We start from the raw sequence: 17,030 nt of genomic DNA, 5'->3' as shown, positions 1-17,030 counted from the left end.
TCGGCCTAGGACAGGGCCTAGGCTGCCAAGGGCCGGCGTAAGTCCTTCACGCGGCTTATAGAATCGGACGAGGAATGGAACGGTGCCGTCACGACGTGCGCCGGTTCTCGATCACGACCCGATCACGATCGCTCGAGGCGTTTCACGTTTCGTCATTCAGAGGGGAAATTGCATCATGTCTGGTGACTTCACCGTCGATCTGGGAGACCTGAACTTCATCCTGGCGCAGATCAGGATCAGCGAGCGCAATGCCGCTGGCGAGTCGCTCGCGGATATCCTGGGCCCCCAGGCGCAATTGATCCCCTATGGTCTGCGGACCGTCGATGGCAGCTACAACAACCTGCTGCCCGGCAATGCGGTGCTGGGCGCGGCGGACCAGCTGCTGCCGCGGCTGACGACGCCGGTGTTCCGCAACCTGAACGACGGCGCGACGTTCGGCACCGGGCCCGGCGGGCCGGTCCTGACCAACACCGATTATGGCACGCCGGGCAGCGTGGTCGATGCCGATCCGCGGCTGATCAGCAACCTGATCGCCGACATGACCAACACCAATCCTGCGGCGATCGCCGCCTGGTACGTCAACGCGCATGCGCAGGCGGCCTATGCCGATGCGCATGGCGGTGACGCGCCGCCCGATGGCTATATCCCGACCAACGAGGAACTGGCGTCGATCCCGAACCTGTCGCCGGACATCGGCCTGTCGCCGTCGTTCAACGCCTGGATGACGTTCTTCGGCCAGTTCTTCGATCATGGGCTCGACCTGATCACCAAGGGCGGCAACGGCACGGTGCTGATCCCGCTCCAGCCCGACGATCCGCTCTATGTGCCCGGCGGCCCCAACTTCATGCCGCTGACCCGGTCGACGCAATATGACGCCAACGGCAACCCGGTCGTCGGCGGGACCGAGACGGTCAACACGACGACGCCGTTCATCGACCAGAACCAGACCTATACCTCGCATGCATCGCATCAGGTGTTCCTGCGCGAATACAAGTTCTCGGTCGATTCGGACGGCGACGGGGTCAAGGATTCGCATGCGATCTCGACCGGGCGGCTGCTCGACGGCGCGATCGGCGGGATGGCGAACTGGGCCGAGACCAAGGCGCAGGCGCTGACGATGCTGGGCATCCGGCTCGACGATTACGACGTGCACAATGTGCCGCTGCTGCTGACCGACGCGTACGGCCGGTTCATCCCCGGCGCGAACGGCTATGCGCAGATCATGCTGAAGGACGGCACGCTGCTCGAGGGGACGGCCGAGGGCGTCGCGGTGCCGGCGAACGCCTATTTCACCGGCCACGCGTTCCTCAACGACATCGCGCATCATGCCGAGCCGGTGCTGGTCGACCTCGATCACAATCCGGCGACGCCCGCGGTGCGGCAGACCGCCGATACCGACCTGCTCGACTTTAATGGCGACGGCATGTCCGACGAGGCCGACCTGGTCGCGGGCGAGGGGCGGATCGTCGATGTGGATGGCGACCACGCGATCACGCTCGACGACCTGCGTGACGTCAATCTGGACGGCGTGATCAACGCGCGTGACCTGATCGCCGACGACAACAACCCGCTGACCTATGACAGCGAGATGCTCGACGCGCATTTCGTCACGGGCGATGGCCGCGGCAACGAGAATATCGGGCTGACCGCGGTCCACACGGTCTTCCATTCCGAGCACAACCGCGTGGTCGAGGCGGACAAGCTGACGATCATCGCATCGGGTGACCTTGCCATCGTCAACGAATGGCTGCGGCCCGCCGCGGACGGCACGCGCAGCGCGATCACGCAGGCGGAGCTCGATGCGATCGAGGCGCTGACCGGGACGGCGAAGACGCAGGCGATCGCCGCGCTCGACTGGGATGGCGAGAGGCTGTTCCAGGCGGGGCGGTTCAGCACCGAGATGCAGTATCAGCATCTGGTGTTCGAGGAATTCGCGCGCCGGATCCAGCCCAATATCGATCCGTTCATCTTCAGCAATACCGCCGACATCGACCCCGCGATCACCGCCGAGTTCGCGCACGCCGTGTACCGGTTCGGCCATTCGATGCTGACCGACACGATCGAGATCACCGACCCGACGCTGTCGACGCAATCGCTGAGCCTGGTCGAGGCGTTCCTGAACCCGCAGGCCTTTGCGGAAGCGGGTCTGGATCCCGTCACCGGCGAGGAGGATGCCGAAATCGCCGCCGGCGCGATCATCCGCGGGATGACGCGCGTCGAGGGGAGCGAGATCGACGAGTTCGTGCCCGATTCGCTGCGCAATTTCCTCGTCGGGCTGCCGCTCGACCTCGCCGCGCTCAACATCGCGCGCGGCCGCGATGCCGGCGTCGCGGCGTTCAACGTGGTGCGTGCGGAGCTCTATGCCTCGACCAACGAGTCGCAGCTGAAGCCCTATACGAGCTGGTTCGACTTCGCGCAGAACATCAAGAACCCGCTGTCGATCGTCAATTTCATCGCCGCTTATGGCACGCATCCGCTGATCACCGGCGAGACGACGCTGGAGGGCAAGCGCGCCGCCGCGACCCTGCTGGTGATGGGCGGCGCGGATATCGTCGTCCATGCGAATGCCGCGATGGGCGTCGAGGAGCATGTGCTGCAGGCCCCGGCCGATCGGCTCAACTTCCTGCAGAGCAAGGGCAACTGGGCGCCCAGCATCGTCGACGGAGTCGATAGCCACGAAACCGGGCTGAACCTGGTCGATCTGTGGATCGGCGGTCTGGCCGAGGAGAAGATGGAATTCGGCGGGATGCTGGGTTCGACGTTCAACTATGTGTTCGAACACCAGCTCGAAAGCCTGCAGAACGGCGACCGCTTCTATTATCTCAGCCGTACGCAGGGCATGAACATGCTCAACGAGCTGGAGAAGAGCAGCTTCGCCGATCTCGTGATGCGCAATTCCGACCTGGGCGACGTGCATTCGACGCATGTCGACGGCCAGATCTTCAACACCGCGGACTATATCCTCGAACTCGATCCGCTGACGCCGCAGGTCACCAATATCGGCGAGGACGGCACGTATCTGGCGGGCGGCACGTTCGATCCGGTCTGGGAGGACAGTTTTCAGCAGGCGTTCGATCCCAAGGTGGATCGGATCGCCCCGGGCGAGGACGTCGACGGCGACGGCCATGACGATGGCGGGATGCTCAAATATAGCGGCGGCGAGCATGTCGTGCTCGGCGGGACCGAGGGCAATGACCGGCTATATGGCGACAAGGGCATCGATACGCTGTGGGGCGATGGCGGCGACGATTACCTGAACGCGGGCACGGAGTCCGATCAGGTCTATGCCGGTGACGGCGACGACATCATCGAGGATCCGTTCGGCGACGATTTCCTGCGCGGTGGCGAGGGCAATGACGTCGTCAGCGGCGGCTCTGGGCTCGACATCATGTTCGGTGGCGGCGGCCAGGACTTCATGGTCGGCGGCACCGACGCGAAGGAGATGTTCGCCGGCCGCGGCAACGACTTCCTGCTGGGCGGCAGCGGCAGCGACGGTCTGATGGGCAATGAAGGCGACGACTGGATCGAGGGCGGCGACGGCTTCGACAGCGTGACGGGCGAGAATTCGAACCTGTTCTTCAACAGCCCGATCATCGGCAACGACATCCTGAACGGCGGCGGCAACGACACCGATTATGACGGGGAGAGCGGCGACGACATCATGATCCAGGGGGCGGGGATCCAGCGCAACAACGGCATGGCCGGGTTCGACTGGGTCATCCACCAGGGTGACACGACCGCCGCCAATTCGGATCTGGGGCTGAGTGCCGCGGTCAACCAGCAGGCGTTCACGCTGCGCGACCGCAACGACCTGGTCGAGGCGCTGTCGGGCTGGAAATATGCCGACACGCTGACCGGCCGGCAGATCCCGCTCGGGCTCGTCAGCACGGGCGCCAATTTCCCGGATCTGCTCGGCGACGACAATCCCCGGATCCTCGGCAACAACCTGTACGAGGACGGCGTGCGGCTCATCACCGGGCTGCGCGAGCTGCTGAGCTTCAAGACCTGGGATGCGAACGATGCCGATGCGCTGGTGATGGACGGCAGCACGACCGACGACCTGCTGATCGGCGGCGGCGGTGCGGACGTCATCAAGGGGCGCGCGGGCAACGACGTCATCGACGGCGACGCCTATATGCACGTCTTCATCAGCGTGCGCGAAAACAAGGACGGGTCGGGTGCCGAGCTGTTCCGCGCGGATTCGCTGACGGAGATCCAGGCGCGGCTGCTGAACGGGACGATCAACCCCGGCCAGCTCGTCGCGTCGCGCGAGATCGTCTACCGCGAGACCGTCAACGGCTATGCCACGGGTGCGGCGACGATCGGGTCGGGGATGGATACCGCGGTCTATATCGGCAACCGCTCCAACTTCACGATCACGCTGCGGCCCGACGGGCGGGTCAGCGTCGTCGACAATATCGGCGACGAGGGCAGCGACATGCTGCGCAATGTCGAGCGGATCCAGTTCGCCGACAGCGTCGCCGAGATCAACCGCCAGCATGTCGGCACCTTCGGAATCGACAATGTGACGCCGCAGCTCGATCAGGTGCTGACCGTCACGGCGGGCAGTTTCATCGATTATGACGGCACGACGAGCTTTGCGCGGCAGTGGCAGCGTCAAGTCGAAGGGACGTGGGTCGATATCGCGGGGGCGACCGGCGACACGTACAAGGTCACGGTCGACGATATCGGCCAGCCGCTGCGCGTCGCGACCAACTATACCGACAATCGCGGGTTCAGCACGCAGGGGACGAACCAGCCGGAATCGGTGGTCTATTCCGACGCGACGATGGCGGTGGCGATCCCCGATTACGCGATCCTCGGAGACGAGGAGGCCAACGCGCTCACCGGCACGGAGGACGCCGACCTCGTCTTTGCGCGCGGCGGCGATGACACGCTGGTAGGGCTCGACGGGGACGACCGTCTGTTCGGCGAAGACGGAAACGACAGCCTCGACGGCGGGGCCGGGGCCGACCGGATGGCGGGGGGGCTGGGCGACGACACCTATGTCGTCGATGACGGCGGCGACACGGTCGTCGAGGGCAGCTTGGGCGGCACCGACACGGTGACCAGCAGCATCAGCTACACGCTGGGCACCGAGGTCGAGAATCTGGTGCTCGGCGGCTCCGCGGGGATCAGCGGTACCGGCAATGCGGGCAACAACGTGCTGACCGGCAACGGCGCCGCCAACACGCTGACGGGGCTCGCGGGCGCCGATTTCCTCGACGGGGGAGCGGGCGCCGACACCATGGCGGGCGGGCTGGGGGACGACACCTATGTCGTCGACAGCACGGGCGATGTCGTCAGCGAAAGCGGGGGTGACGGGACCGACACCGTCATCAGCAGCATCGCCTACACGCTCGCGACGGGGCTGGAAAACGTCACGCTGACCGGGATCGCGGCACTGAACGCCACCGGAAACGCGGTCGCGAACATCGTCACCGGCAATGACGGGGACAATAGTCTGGCGGGGCTCGCGGGGGACGACCGGCTGACCGGCGGCGGCGGCAACGACCGGCTGGACGGCGGGACCGGTGCGGACGCGATGGCGGGTGGGCTCGGCAACGACACCTATACGGTCGATAATGTCGGTGACGTCGTCGACGAGACAGGCGGCGACGGCGTCGATCTGGTCAACAGCAGCGTGAGCTTCGCGCTCGCGGGCGGCGTGGACAACCTCACGCTGACGGGCAGTGCGGCGATCAACGCGACGGGCAACGCCGATGCGAACGTCCTGACGGGCAATGCCGGGGTGAACCGGCTGACCGGGCTGGACGGCGCGGATACGTTGCGCGGGCTGGCCGGCAACGACCAGCTGTTCGGCGGGGGCGGGGCGGACGACCTCGACGGTGGTACCGGCGCGGACAGCCTGTCCGGCGGCACGGGCGACGACATCTATACCGTCGACAATGTCGGCGACGTCGTCGACGAAACCGACGGTGACGGCGTCGACCTGGTCAAGAGCAGCGTGACCTTCACGCTCGCCGCCGGTGTCGAGAATCTGACGCTGACGGGGAGCGGTTCGCCCAGCGCGACGGGCAACGCCGCCGCCAACATCCTGACGGGCAATGGTGCGGCGAACACGCTGACGGGTCTCGACGGCGACGACACGCTGATCGGGCTGTCGGGCAACGACCGGCTGAACGGCGGTGCGGGCGCGGACATCCTGAACGGGGGCACCGGCTCGGACATCATGACGGGCGGCGACGGCGACGATCTCTATAGCGTCGACACGACCGGCGACATCGTCGACGAGACCGCCAGCGACGGTATCGACACCGTCACCAGCAGCATCACCTACACGCTCGGCACCGGCGTCGAACGCCTCACCCTGACCGGGACGGGGGGAATCGCGGGGCGGGGCAATGCCGCCGACAACGTCATCACCGGCAATGACGGCGCCAACGCGCTGTCGGGCTTTGCCGGCAACGACCAGCTGTTCGGCGGCGCGGGCACGGATACGCTCGACGGCGGCACGGGCCAGGACGTGATGTCCGGCGGGCGCGGCAACGACAGCTATGTCGTCGACGATATCGGCGACGTCGTCGACGAGACCGGCGGCGACGGCCTCGATACGGTCACCAGCAGCGTGTCCTTCACGCTGGGGGCCGGGGTCGAGCGTCTGACGTTGAGCGGGGTGGCGGCGATCGATGCGACGGGCAGCGCGGATGCCAATATCCTGACGGGCAATGCCGGCGTCAACATCCTGTCGGGGATGGAGGGGGCCGACACGCTGCGCGGCATGGCCGGCGACGACCGGCTGTTCGGCGGCGCCGGGGCGGACACGCTCGACGGGGGCACCGGCGCGGACGTGATGGCGGGTGGCCTGGGCGACGATATCTACATCGTCGACACTCTGGGGGACAGCGTCGACGAGACCGACGGGGACGGCGTCGATCTCGTCACCAGCAGCATCACCTTCACGCTGGCCGACGGGCTCGAAAACCTGACGCTGACGGGCACTTCCGGGGTGCACGGCAACGGCAATGCCGGCGCGAACGCACTGACGGGCAATAGCGCGGGCAATATCCTGTCCGGGTTCGACGGCGACGACCTGTTGCAGGGGCTGGGGGGCAATGACCAGCTGCTGGGCGGCGCGGGGCAGGACCGGCTCGTCGGCGGCACGGGCAGCGACCGGCTGACCGGGGGCACGGGCGACGACGTGTTCGTGTTCGTGACCGGGCAGGGCAATGACACGGTGGTCGATTTCGACTTCGATGCGGCCGGGGGACAGGACCTGCTCGATGTTTCGGGTTGCGGCATCACCGCCGCCAATTTCGGGGCACAGGTGCTGATTTCGCAGGTCGGCGTCAACACGGTGATCACGATCGGCACGCAGACGATCACGCTCACCGGGGTGAACGCGACGACGATCGACCACAGCGATTTCGGGTTCTGATCGATGATGCAGATGTTCGAGGACCGGCTGCCACTGCCGGTACGTGACGCGGTCAGGCAGTGCCGGTCGCATGTGGTGGCCGCTCTGCTGTTCAGTGCGCTGGTCAACATCCTGTACCTCGCACCGACGCTGTACATGATGCAGGTCTATGACCGGGTGGTGCCGACCGGGGGCGTCGTCACCTTGGTGATCCTGACGCTCGTGCTCGGCGCGGCGATCGCCACGATCGGGGTGCTCGAGGCCCTGCGGTCGCGGCTGATGGTCAAGGTGTCGCTGCGGCTCGACCAGCGTGTGTCGCGGGCGATCCTGGCGCGGCTGATCGAGCGCGGCCACACCCGGCAGCGCGACCCGACGACCGCACAGGCGATGCGCGAGTTCGACACGCTGCGGCAGGTGATCACCGCGCCGACGCTGGTCGGGATCTTCGATGCGCCCTGGACGCCGATCTATGTCCTGGCAGCGGTGCTGATCCATCCGCTGCTGGGGCTGTTCATCATCGCCGCGGGCGCGTGCCTCGCGGTGCTGACATGGATGTCCGAGCGGGGGACGCGCGGGCTGATGACCGTCGCGCACACCGCCAATGCCCGGTCGGCGATCGTCCAGGAGGATATCGCCCAGCAGGCCGAGCTCGTCCGCGCGCTGGGCATGGGCCGGGCGATGGTCGACCGGCAGATCACCGAACGCAGCGACGGGCAGGCAGCGCTGGCCGCGGCGCAGATGGCGACCGCGCGCTATGCCGCGATCGCCAAGTTCATGCGGCTGTTCCTCCAGTCGCTGGCGCTGGGGCTCGCCGCGATCCTCGCGGTCCAGCGGCAGATCTCGGTCGGATCGATCATCGCCGCATCGGTGCTGCTCAGCCGTGCGTTGCAGCCGGTCGAGCTGCTGATCGGCGGTTGGTCGAACCTGCAGAACGCGAACGAGGCGCTGAAATCGCTGAAGCAGTTGTTCGACACGGACGCGGCGGCGGCGCCCGCGACCGTCCTGCCGGCGCCGCTCGGCCGGATCACCGCGCGCAAGATCACCACGCGCAGCGGCGATGGCGCGGCGATGCTGCTCAAGGGCGTGAGCTTCGACCTGCAGGCGGGGCAGATGCTGGGCATCGTCGGCGCGTCGGGGGCGGGCAAGACGACGCTGATCCGCATCCTCGCCGGGGGTATCGCGCCCGAATCCGGACAGGTGCTGCTCGACGGCGCGGACTCGATCCTCTGGGATGCGCAGCGGCTCGCGCGGTACCGCGGTTATGTGCCGCAGGAGCCCGGCTTCCTGACGGGCACGGTGGCGCAGAACATCGCCCGGTTCGCCGATCCGAACGCGGTGGACCCGGTCTCGTTCGACCGGCGGGTGATCGACGCGGCCAAGGTCGCGGGGTGTCACGCGCTGATCCTGTCGCTGCCCGGTGGCTATGACTGTCCGATCGGGCGCGGCGGGCTGGCGCTGTCGGCGGGGCAGCGGCAGCGGATCGCGCTGGCGCGGGCGATGTTCGACGACCCGCCGATCCTTCTGCTCGACGAACCCAATGCCGCGCTGGACGCGGAGGGCGAGGCGGCGCTGATGCGCGCGCTGGAGACCAGTCGCCAGCGCGGCGCGACGATCGTGATCGCGGCGCATCGCACCAGCGTGCTGGCCGCCGCGGATCGGCTGCTCGTCCTCAACGCCGGGTCGGTCGACTGCGAAGGTCCGGCCGAGGAGGTTCTGGCCGAGCTGGCGCGCCGCGCCGGCGGAAGCCGCGGCAATGTCGTCGGACTGAAGGGGGCGGTGTCATGACCATGATCGACGATTCGGCGCGGGTGGAGATCCGGCGCGGCCTGCGCGTCGCGGCGCTGTTCTTCATCGGGCTGCTGGGGGGCGCGTCGATGATGCCGCTCGACGCCGGCGTCTATGCCCGCGGCGCGGTGATCGTGTCGGGCAAGCGGCAGGCGGTGCAGAATCGCGACGGCGGCATCGTCACGGCATTGCGCGCCGTCGAAGGCCAGAAGGTCGCCCGCGGGCAGGTGCTTCTGGAGATCGCGTCGGCGGACCTGCATGCGCTCGAACGCGGGATGACCGCCGAGCTGATGATGCTGTTCGCGCAGCGCGAACGCCTGCTCGCCGAACGCGACCGGCGCGCGGTGATGGCCGAGCCGGTCGAATTCCGCACGCTGCCGGCGGCGGACCGGGTGCTGGCGGAGGATGCGCTGCGTGGGCAGCGGTTGCTGCTGGCGGCGCGGCTGCGGACTGCGCAGACCGAGAAGGCGGTGTGGATGCGGCGCGCCCACGCCAATGCCGAACAGATTGGCGGGTTCGGGGAGCAGATCACGGCGAACCGCCGGCAACGCGCGCTGCTCGACGACGAGCTGACGGGGATGCGGGTCATCGCCGCCAAAGGCTTTGCCTCGATCAACCGGATCCGCGCGCTCGAGCGTACGCAGGCCGCGCTCGACGGGGAGCATGGCGCGCTGGGGGCACAGATCCTCCAGACGCGCGATGCGATCGGCGAAGCCGAACTCTCGGCCGCGGGCGTCGATCGCCGCCAGATCGAGGAGGTGGAGGGCAGCCTGCGCGATCTGCTGGTGCGGATGAACGAGCTGCAACCCAAATTGCTCGCGGCGCGCGAACAGCTCGCCCGTTCGATGGTGCGCGCGCCGGTGGCCGGCACGATCGTCGGCCCGACGATCTACACCATCGGCGGGGTGGTCTCGCCAGGGCAGACGCTGATGGAGATCGTGCCCGATCGCAGGGCGCTGGTGATCGAGGTGCAGGTCTCGCCCGACGATGCCGACGACATGCGCCCCGGCCAGACGACGCAGGTCCGCTTCACCGGATTCCACGACCGCGCGATGCCCGCGCTCGACGCCCGGATCGACACGGTGTCGGCGGACAGCTTCACCGAGGAGCGGACCGGCAACCGCTTCTTCCGGGCGGAGGCGTCGTTGCTGCCGGAAAGCTATCGGACGCTCGTCGCGCTCAAGGGGCCCGGCGCACTGACGCCGGGCATGCCCGCCGAGATCCTCGTCCCGCTCCGGAAACGGTCCGCGCTCGACTATCTGATCGGCCCGTTGAAAGAGAGCCTGTGGCGCGGCGGTCGTGAAGCCTGAGTGAGTGCGGGGTCAGGCGGCCAGCCCGTTCGCCTCGACATGCGCCGCGATGTCGCCGGCGGTGGTCCACCAGATGCGCGGATCGTTCGCCGCGCGGAGTTCGGTCAGTACGCGGGCCAGTGCGGGGACGCGGTGTGCCTGTCCCATGATATAGGGGTGGAGCGCGATGCCCAGGACGAGCGGACGCCGGTCGCATTCGGACAGCAGCTGTTCGACGCCGTCGCGGATCATGGCGGCGAACGTCGCCGCCTCCTGCTTGCGCGCGATGATCGCGGGCAGGTCGTTGATTTCCTGCGAATAGGGAATCGAGAGCAGTCCGCCATGAGAGGTGGCGAGCCGGGTCGGCTGGTCGTCATGTGCCCAGTCGAGGACATAACGATAGCCATTTTCGGCGAGCAGGTCCGGCGTGGCGTCGCTCTCCGAGATCCACGGCCCCAGCCAGCCGGTGGGACGCACCCCGAGTGTCGCCAGCCGCTCGGTCACGTCGGCGATCATCCGGGTCTCGTGCGGGTGCGCAAGGGATCCTTGCGCGGTCGCGTTGGTGCCGCCATGCGCCGCGATCTCGTCGCCGCGGTCCCGGCACGCCTCGGCCAGCCCGGGGCAGCGATCGAGGACGTCGGCATTGAGCAGCGCGGTGGTGCGCAGGCCCAGCCGGTCGAACAGGTCGAAAAAGCGCCACGCCCCGACCCGGTTGCCATAATCGCGCCAGGCATAGTTCATCACGTCCGGGTCGGACTGCGCGGGGGCCAGTTCCGGACCCAGCCCGCCGCCGAAATCGAACACCTCGTAATTCACCCCGAAATAGATGGCGAGGCGGCGGCCGTCGGGCCAGTCATAGTCCGGGCGGTCGACGATCGGGCGATAGGCGTAGCGGCCATGGTGCGAGATGCTCATCGCGCTGGAACGCGTGGGTCGCGGGATAGAAACGCCATAATGCAGATACTTATCGAATCCATGATCGCGGCCGGAGCGAGCGAACCGTCGGCTCCGACCTGCTCAGCCGTCCACAGGGGCGAAACCCTCGACGGTGGCACGGTACAGATCGGCGCGGGCCTGGCTCAGGGCAGCGTCCTGATCGTCGCCCTGGCCGACGACCAGTCCCGCGAGTGCGCGGACCGGGCCGATCCATGCGCCGCTGCCGCGCAGCCTGAGGCGGCGGGTTTCGAACGCGGCGATGGCTTCGTCGGCGAGATCGCGGGCTGCCGTCAGGGCGACGTCGGTCACGACGACGACGAATTCATTGCCGGTCCAGCGGATGATCTCCTCGTCGGGAAACACCCGTCGCAGGTTCGCGACAAAGGCGCTCAGCACATTGTCGCCGACGGCGTGGCCGAAGCGCTGATTGACCCCGGCCAGATCGGCGACGCTGAAGATCATGAGGACATAGCTTCGCGCCTGTTCGGCAAGCTGTGCGAAGATCGGCCGCGCGCCCTCGGACGTCAGCGCGCCAGTGGCTGCGTCGCGCATCGGATCGTGCCGCGCCGTACCGAGCGAGCCAAGGTCGGACTGGAGCCGGGCGACGTCGCGGCGCAGCTCGGCCAGCTCGCGTTCGGCATCGGCCAGCCGGGTCACGAGCAGCGTCGCATCGGGCCAGTTCTCCGCCTCGCTCGCCATCGCGCTGACGTCGTGGCTGAGCGACCGCGTCAGCGTCTGCGCATCGGTGGTCAGCGCGCCAAGCTGGTTCGCGCGTGCAGTGACCGCGCTGTCGCGTTCGGCGGTCGTGTCGCGCTTGATCGCAAGATGGCGTTCGCTGAGCGTTTCGAGTGCGCGTGCGGTCAGCCTCAGACCGCCATCCGTCTCGGCCGCCACGGCGCGCGCCAGGTCCGATCCGGGATCGGCGACCACGGCAAGCGCGAACGTATAGTTTTCAGCCACCGGTGCGAGACGATGTGCCTCGAGAAAGGCGAGCGCGTCGCGCGCCGCACGAAAAGCCTCTGGCATGCTTGTCTCGAACCTTTTTATGTACTGGATTGTACAACGCGGGATCGCGCGCGTCCGTTTCATCCCGCCGCCCCCTAGCGCGAAAGAGCGCGCGATCAATCCTTGCGCGGCGATCGGTTCCGCGTTCGGGGCCGTGTCGATGCGACGGGTGGCGGCTGATCGCGGGCGGCGGCGGCGCGGTTTTTCTTATGATGGGGGGGCATGTTCCGGGATGGGACGGCCCGCCGGCGCCGGTTGTCCGCTATAGAGGGGTATGTTGCGCCAAGGGGAGAGTCCGGTCGTACCGGTTTCAGTCCATTGCCGGAATAGCTGCACCGGGCTGCTGGACGCTGCTGCGCGCATGCTGGGGGTGCTGCGGCGACGGCAAGGTGGTGGCGGTGGCATAGCTGCGGCGGGCGGCATTGCGCACGCGGCGCGGTGCGTGCCGACCGGGTGGCGCTCCGATGGGATGAGCCGCGCATCTCGGCTCTGGTTTCTTCAAACCGCCTATGGCAGAGCCTTGGCCCTGCTGAGCATAAGTCGAGATTGTGGCGGGCAGGGAGCTGGCACTGTGGAAAATACTAAAGTTACCGGCATGCGCGGTGCAGTGTTCGATCGTTTTGGCTCGACCTCGCATCGCCACCAACTGCGCATCGCTCTTTATATCCTGTTGGTGTTTGCTGATCTGCTCGCGGTCGTTGCTGCATTCGAGCTCGGTATATTTGCAAAATATGGCCGTTTTGCTGTAACGTCGCACATGAACGTCGTCATCGTCACGGCGCCGATATACGTGTTGACGGCGTTCAACAATGGCGCCTACTCGATTGACGTGCTGCGCAAGGCCCGGGCCGGCATCATGCGCTCGGCGACGGCGCTTTTACTAGCCTTTTCAAGCTTTTTGTTCATCTCCTACTATTTTCGGGCGGTGCAGGCGGAATCCCGTGGTGTCATCAGCATCGGAATGCTCGGCAGCTTCGTGCTTCTGGCAGTCTTTCGATTGGTCATCGACCGGTTTGTCCGCCTGACGATTGGCGGCAACGTGACCACCGATCTGGTGATCTTGGACGACGTCGAATTCGCCGTGCCTGCACATTGCAAAGTCGTCGAGACACGGGCCGCGAACCTTCGCCCGAACATGCAGGATCCGATGATGCTCGATCGACTCGCGCGCCAATTGCGTGGCGTCGACCGCGTCGTGATCGCCTGCCGGCCCGACAAGGAGCGCGAATGGGCGATGCTGCTGAAGGGCGCGGGCATTCGCGGCGAGATTATTTCGAACGAAATCGACCAGGTCGGCGCGATCGGGCTCGACACTTTCGTCGGGCGGTCGACGCTGGTCGTCGCGGTCGGACCGCTGAGCACGCGTAACCGGATGATCAAGCGGACGTTCGACCTGGCCTTTGCGGTGCCCGCGCTGATCGTCGTGCTGCCGCTGCTGCTGATCACCGCCGCGGCGATCAAGATCGACAGCCGTGGACCGGTCTTCTTCCGGCAGGATCGCGTCGGCCGCGGCAACGCGCTGTTCAAGGTGTTCAAGTTCCGGTCGATGCGGGTCGACCAGTCCGATGCGAGCGGCAGCGTTTCGGCGTCCCGCACCGACGACCGGATCACGCGCGTCGGTCGCGTGATCCGCGCGACCAGCGTCGACGAGCTGCCCCAGCTGCTGAACGTGCTGCTCGGATCGATGAGCATCGTCGGGCCGCGACCGCATGCACTGGGGTCGCTGGCGGGGCAGCAGCTGTTCTGGGAGGTCGATGAACGCTATTGGCACCGTCACGCGCTCAAGCCGGGGATCACCGGTCTTGCGCAGGTGCGCGGATTCCGAGGTGCGACGCATCGCCGCGACGATCTGACGCAGCGCCTTCAGGCCGATCTGGAATATATCCTGGGCTGGTCCGTGTGGCGCGACTTTGGCATTCTCGTGTCTACGGTACGGGTCGTTGTGCACCGCAACGCATTCTAGCGCACCGTAAAACACGTACAAAAAATGCCGCGACAGCAATTTAACATACGCTTTCTTAACCAGCAGTATGGCATGGTGTCGTCATGCCCCTTCACGCACCTCTTGCTAACCTGGCTGACCCCGTATCGCCACATGCGGCGTTTCGTGGCGGCGATCCGCTTTCCGGCGCTACGACGGATTCGTTCGACGGGGCGCGTTCCATCGCAGACCCGCTCGCGGCCGAGCTTCAGGTCGTCGACCCGCGTGCCGCCAACCCGTTGGCCGGCGACCGGATCGATTATGAGAACTGGCTCCTTCCGGTCGAGCCCGCCTCGTTGGGTGAACGCGCGATCCGGGCCGGTTCGACCATCGCCGGCGTGGCGGTCTTCGCCGCGGCGCTCGCTGGTGTCCTTGCCTGGATCATCTAGCGTGCGGGCGGAGATGACGGCGATCGAGCCGGTGGCCGAGCGCCGGCGAAAGCCGAGTCGTGCGGCAATAGCGCGCGCGAGCACGGTCCGAGCGGCCGATGCGCGGGCGATCGACGTCCGTGTCGAGGACCTGTCCGAAGGCGGTTTCCGTTTTTCCAGCGCCAGCGTCCTGCCGGTCGGTGCCCATATCCGCGTCGGCTTGGCCGGTGCGGGGCAGGCGACGGCGCGGATCGCATGGCGCGACGGCGAGGCGCATGGCTGCGCGTTTCAGCCCCTGCTGACGAACGACCAGATCCAGTCGGCCTTCACGCACACGATCTGCGAGACTGCGGTCCTGTCGTTGATCCCCGACAGCGCGGTGGTGCCCATGCCCGCCGCGGGCGCGGCGCTTGCGCCGCCGCAGCGCTTTGCAGCGCCGGTGCGGCTTATCCTGCTGGTCGTGGCCAGCTGCGCATGCTGGGCTCTCGCGACGCTGCTGCTGCGCGGACTTTCATCGTTCTGAACCGACGCTGACGCCGGTGTGGTGGTCTGCGAGGTGCAGCCCTGCTTCGGGGGCATTTGCCAGCCTTGCCGACCCGCTGAACGCACAAGATTTTCAGGATCTTAGCTAATTTTGCGCTAGTCTAGATATTAGTATTGATTATTTATGACCCCTGTCCCATGTTGAGACAAGACGGTTGAAACGACCGCTGAGGAGAGTGTTCATGACTGCGCTTCCCGGCCCGGCTATCCAGGCCCCATCCTATCCAGAAATCCCCTCGGCCGTGCTCGGTCTTATCACTGGCCTCGCTGTCAGCGTTGCGCTCTGGGCACTGATCGTCCTTATGGCGTTTTTCCTGGCCTGATCTCAAGCACATGGGCGGTCGCTATCGCGCGTCCGCCTGTGTCTGACAATCCCGGCCGTCGGATTGCCAAAGTGCTTCGGAGCTTGAGATATGACGGTTCGCCTTCGCCGTAGTGCCGCGGTGATTCTCAGCCCTGAGCGTTCGCCCGACCCGCTTGCAGCAACAGGGCCTGTACGCTCGCGGTAAACTCGGCTTTGGCGATGTGGGCATCGTAATCGATGCCGAGCGACGATACGCTCCTCCTCACCGATCACCTGCGAACAAGCCGTGCGGCACCCCGGCGTTGTCAGCTCCGCGCGCCGCGTTTCCGCAGGACATCTTCATACACATCGGCGAACTGCCGCGCGACGCTGCGCCAGTCATAGGCCAGACTCGCGGCGATGTTGTTCGCGCGGTTCGACTCATAGGCGGCGCTCGCATCGCGGTGCGCGGCTTCGATCCGGGCCGCGCCCGCCTCGACATCGTCAATGTCGAACAGGATGCCGCTGCCGGACGAGCGGACCAGCCGACGGAAGGGCGGGATGTCGCTGACGATCGGGGTCAGGCCAGCGGACAGGCCTTCGACCACGCTCAGCCCGAAGCCTTCATAGCGTGACGCCGAGGCGATATAGCTGGCCTGGCCGATCAACGCTTTGATACCCTCGTCGCTGGGCGAGGGCACGAGCGTGACCGCCCGTTCGGTACCGGTCCGGCGCATATGCTCCTCGATCTGTGCAGGCGTGACGTCGGCCGGGCCGCCCGCGATGATCAGCCGCCAGTCGCCGTGAAGCCGGCCGAGTGCAGCGACGAGGTCGATCAGGCCGGTGATGTTCTTGTTCGAGGAAAAGCGGCCGATATAGATCATCGTCCGCGTCGGCTGCGGAGACCCTGCGCCCTGCCATTTGCCGATGTTGACGCCATTCTCGATCGTCACCGTCTTGCTCGCGGCAATCTCGTTGAACCGGGCGGCGTCGCTTTCGCTCGAGGCGATGATCCGGTCATAGGCGAGCGACGACGCGCGCGTGACGCTGGCGAAATAGGCGAGCTTCAGCCGGCTGGCGAAATCGGTGTGGAAGAAGCCGCCATGCGTCGAGGCGACCATCGGCCGGCGGTGGAGCGGACGGGTGAGCGCCATGCCGTCGAAGAACGAATCGATCGCATGGACATGGACGATGTCCGCCTGGCCGAGATGCTGCAGCACGGTGGGCGCGAGCGGATAGCGCGTCGAGCCGCGGAACGGGATCCGCTGCACAGGCACGCCCTGATAGATGTCGCGCGGCGGCAGCGTCGCGTCGAGACGCGAAAACTGCCGGTCGAGCGTGACCACCGACGTGGTGATTCCGCAGTCGCGCTTGAGCGCGACCGCGAGATTGCTGACGGCGTCTTCCAGCCCGCCAATGGCCGGATAAAATTGACGAACGACGTGAAGAACGTGCATCGGCT

The 17,030-nt window shown here is 66.7% G+C and carries 10 protein-coding genes; 7 read left to right on the top strand and 3 right to left on the bottom strand.

Features of this window, described 5'->3' with window-relative positions:
- Positions 1 to 175 precede the first annotated feature (175 nt).
- From IFS44_RS21815 to IFS44_RS11760, 3 genes are read left to right on the top strand one after another with little or no spacing between them, the layout of a single operon-like run.
- Positions 176 to 7,399 (top strand): peroxidase family protein, encoded by a 7,224-nt coding sequence (locus IFS44_RS21815; RefSeq protein WP_197977851.1) that lies wholly within the window; start codon positions 176 to 178, stop codon positions 7,397 to 7,399.
- A 3-nt stretch (positions 7,400 to 7,402) separates the two neighbouring features.
- Entirely contained in the window at positions 7,403 to 9,163 is a 1,761-nt protein-coding gene (locus IFS44_RS11765; protein ID WP_192098560.1) for a type I secretion system permease/ATPase, read from the top strand.
- Positions 9,160 to 10,473 carry an HlyD family type I secretion periplasmic adaptor subunit gene (locus tag IFS44_RS11760; RefSeq protein ID WP_192098559.1) on the top strand — a complete coding sequence of 438 codons (1,314 nt, stop codon included), beginning with the start codon at positions 9,160 to 9,162 and terminating at the stop codon, positions 10,471 to 10,473. The genes IFS44_RS11765 and IFS44_RS11760 overlap by 4 nt, the downstream gene beginning before the upstream one ends.
- Positions 10,474 to 10,485: 12 nt before the next feature.
- On the opposite strand, the gene IFS44_RS11755 is transcribed toward IFS44_RS11760, so the two are convergent.
- Positions 10,486 to 11,367: a polysaccharide deacetylase family protein gene (locus IFS44_RS11755; protein ID WP_192098558.1), complete on the bottom strand. Its 882-nt coding sequence runs from the start codon at positions 11,365 to 11,367 to the stop codon at positions 10,486 to 10,488.
- Between the two features lie 102 nt (positions 11,368 to 11,469).
- The gene (locus IFS44_RS11750; protein WP_166746304.1) at positions 11,470 to 12,414 is read right to left on the bottom strand and encodes a GGDEF domain-containing protein; all 945 of its coding nucleotides are present in this window, start codon (positions 12,412 to 12,414) and stop codon (positions 11,470 to 11,472) included.
- 340 nt (positions 12,415 to 12,754) lie between these two features.
- Between IFS44_RS11750 and IFS44_RS11745 the strand changes: the two genes are divergently transcribed.
- The 4 genes from IFS44_RS11745 to IFS44_RS11730 all read left to right on the top strand — a co-directional run bounded on the left by IFS44_RS11745 (position 12,755) and on the right by IFS44_RS11730 (position 15,608).
- Complete coding sequence (locus tag IFS44_RS11745; protein WP_244650211.1) at positions 12,755 to 14,356, top strand: exopolysaccharide biosynthesis polyprenyl glycosylphosphotransferase; 1,602 nt, start codon at positions 12,755 to 12,757, stop codon at positions 14,354 to 14,356.
- An 83-nt stretch (positions 14,357 to 14,439) separates the two neighbouring features.
- The gene (locus IFS44_RS11740) at positions 14,440 to 14,763 is read left to right on the top strand and encodes a hypothetical protein (protein WP_192098557.1); all 324 of its coding nucleotides are present in this window, start codon (positions 14,440 to 14,442) and stop codon (positions 14,761 to 14,763) included.
- 1 nt (position 14,764) lies between these two features.
- On the top strand, positions 14,765 to 15,265 hold the full coding sequence (locus IFS44_RS11735; RefSeq protein ID WP_192098556.1) for a PilZ domain-containing protein: 501 nt from the start codon (positions 14,765 to 14,767) through the stop codon (positions 15,263 to 15,265).
- A 202-nt stretch (positions 15,266 to 15,467) separates the two neighbouring features.
- On the top strand, positions 15,468 to 15,608 hold the full coding sequence (locus IFS44_RS11730; protein ID WP_156360375.1) for a hypothetical protein: 141 nt from the start codon (positions 15,468 to 15,470) through the stop codon (positions 15,606 to 15,608).
- A gap of 286 nt (positions 15,609 to 15,894) precedes the next feature.
- On the opposite strand, the gene IFS44_RS11725 is transcribed toward IFS44_RS11730, so the two are convergent.
- The gene (locus tag IFS44_RS11725) at positions 15,895 to 17,025 is read right to left on the bottom strand and encodes a glycosyltransferase family 4 protein (protein ID WP_192098555.1); all 1,131 of its coding nucleotides are present in this window, start codon (positions 17,023 to 17,025) and stop codon (positions 15,895 to 15,897) included.
- Positions 17,026 to 17,030 lie beyond the last annotated feature (5 nt).

Origin of the sequence: Sphingomonas sp. CFBP 13706 (genome assembly GCF_014842355.1) — a bacterium.
GTDB classification, from domain to species: domain Bacteria; phylum Pseudomonadota; class Alphaproteobacteria; order Sphingomonadales; family Sphingomonadaceae; genus Sphingomonas; species Sphingomonas aerolata.
This window is presented reverse-complemented; position numbering and strand designations above follow the sequence as displayed.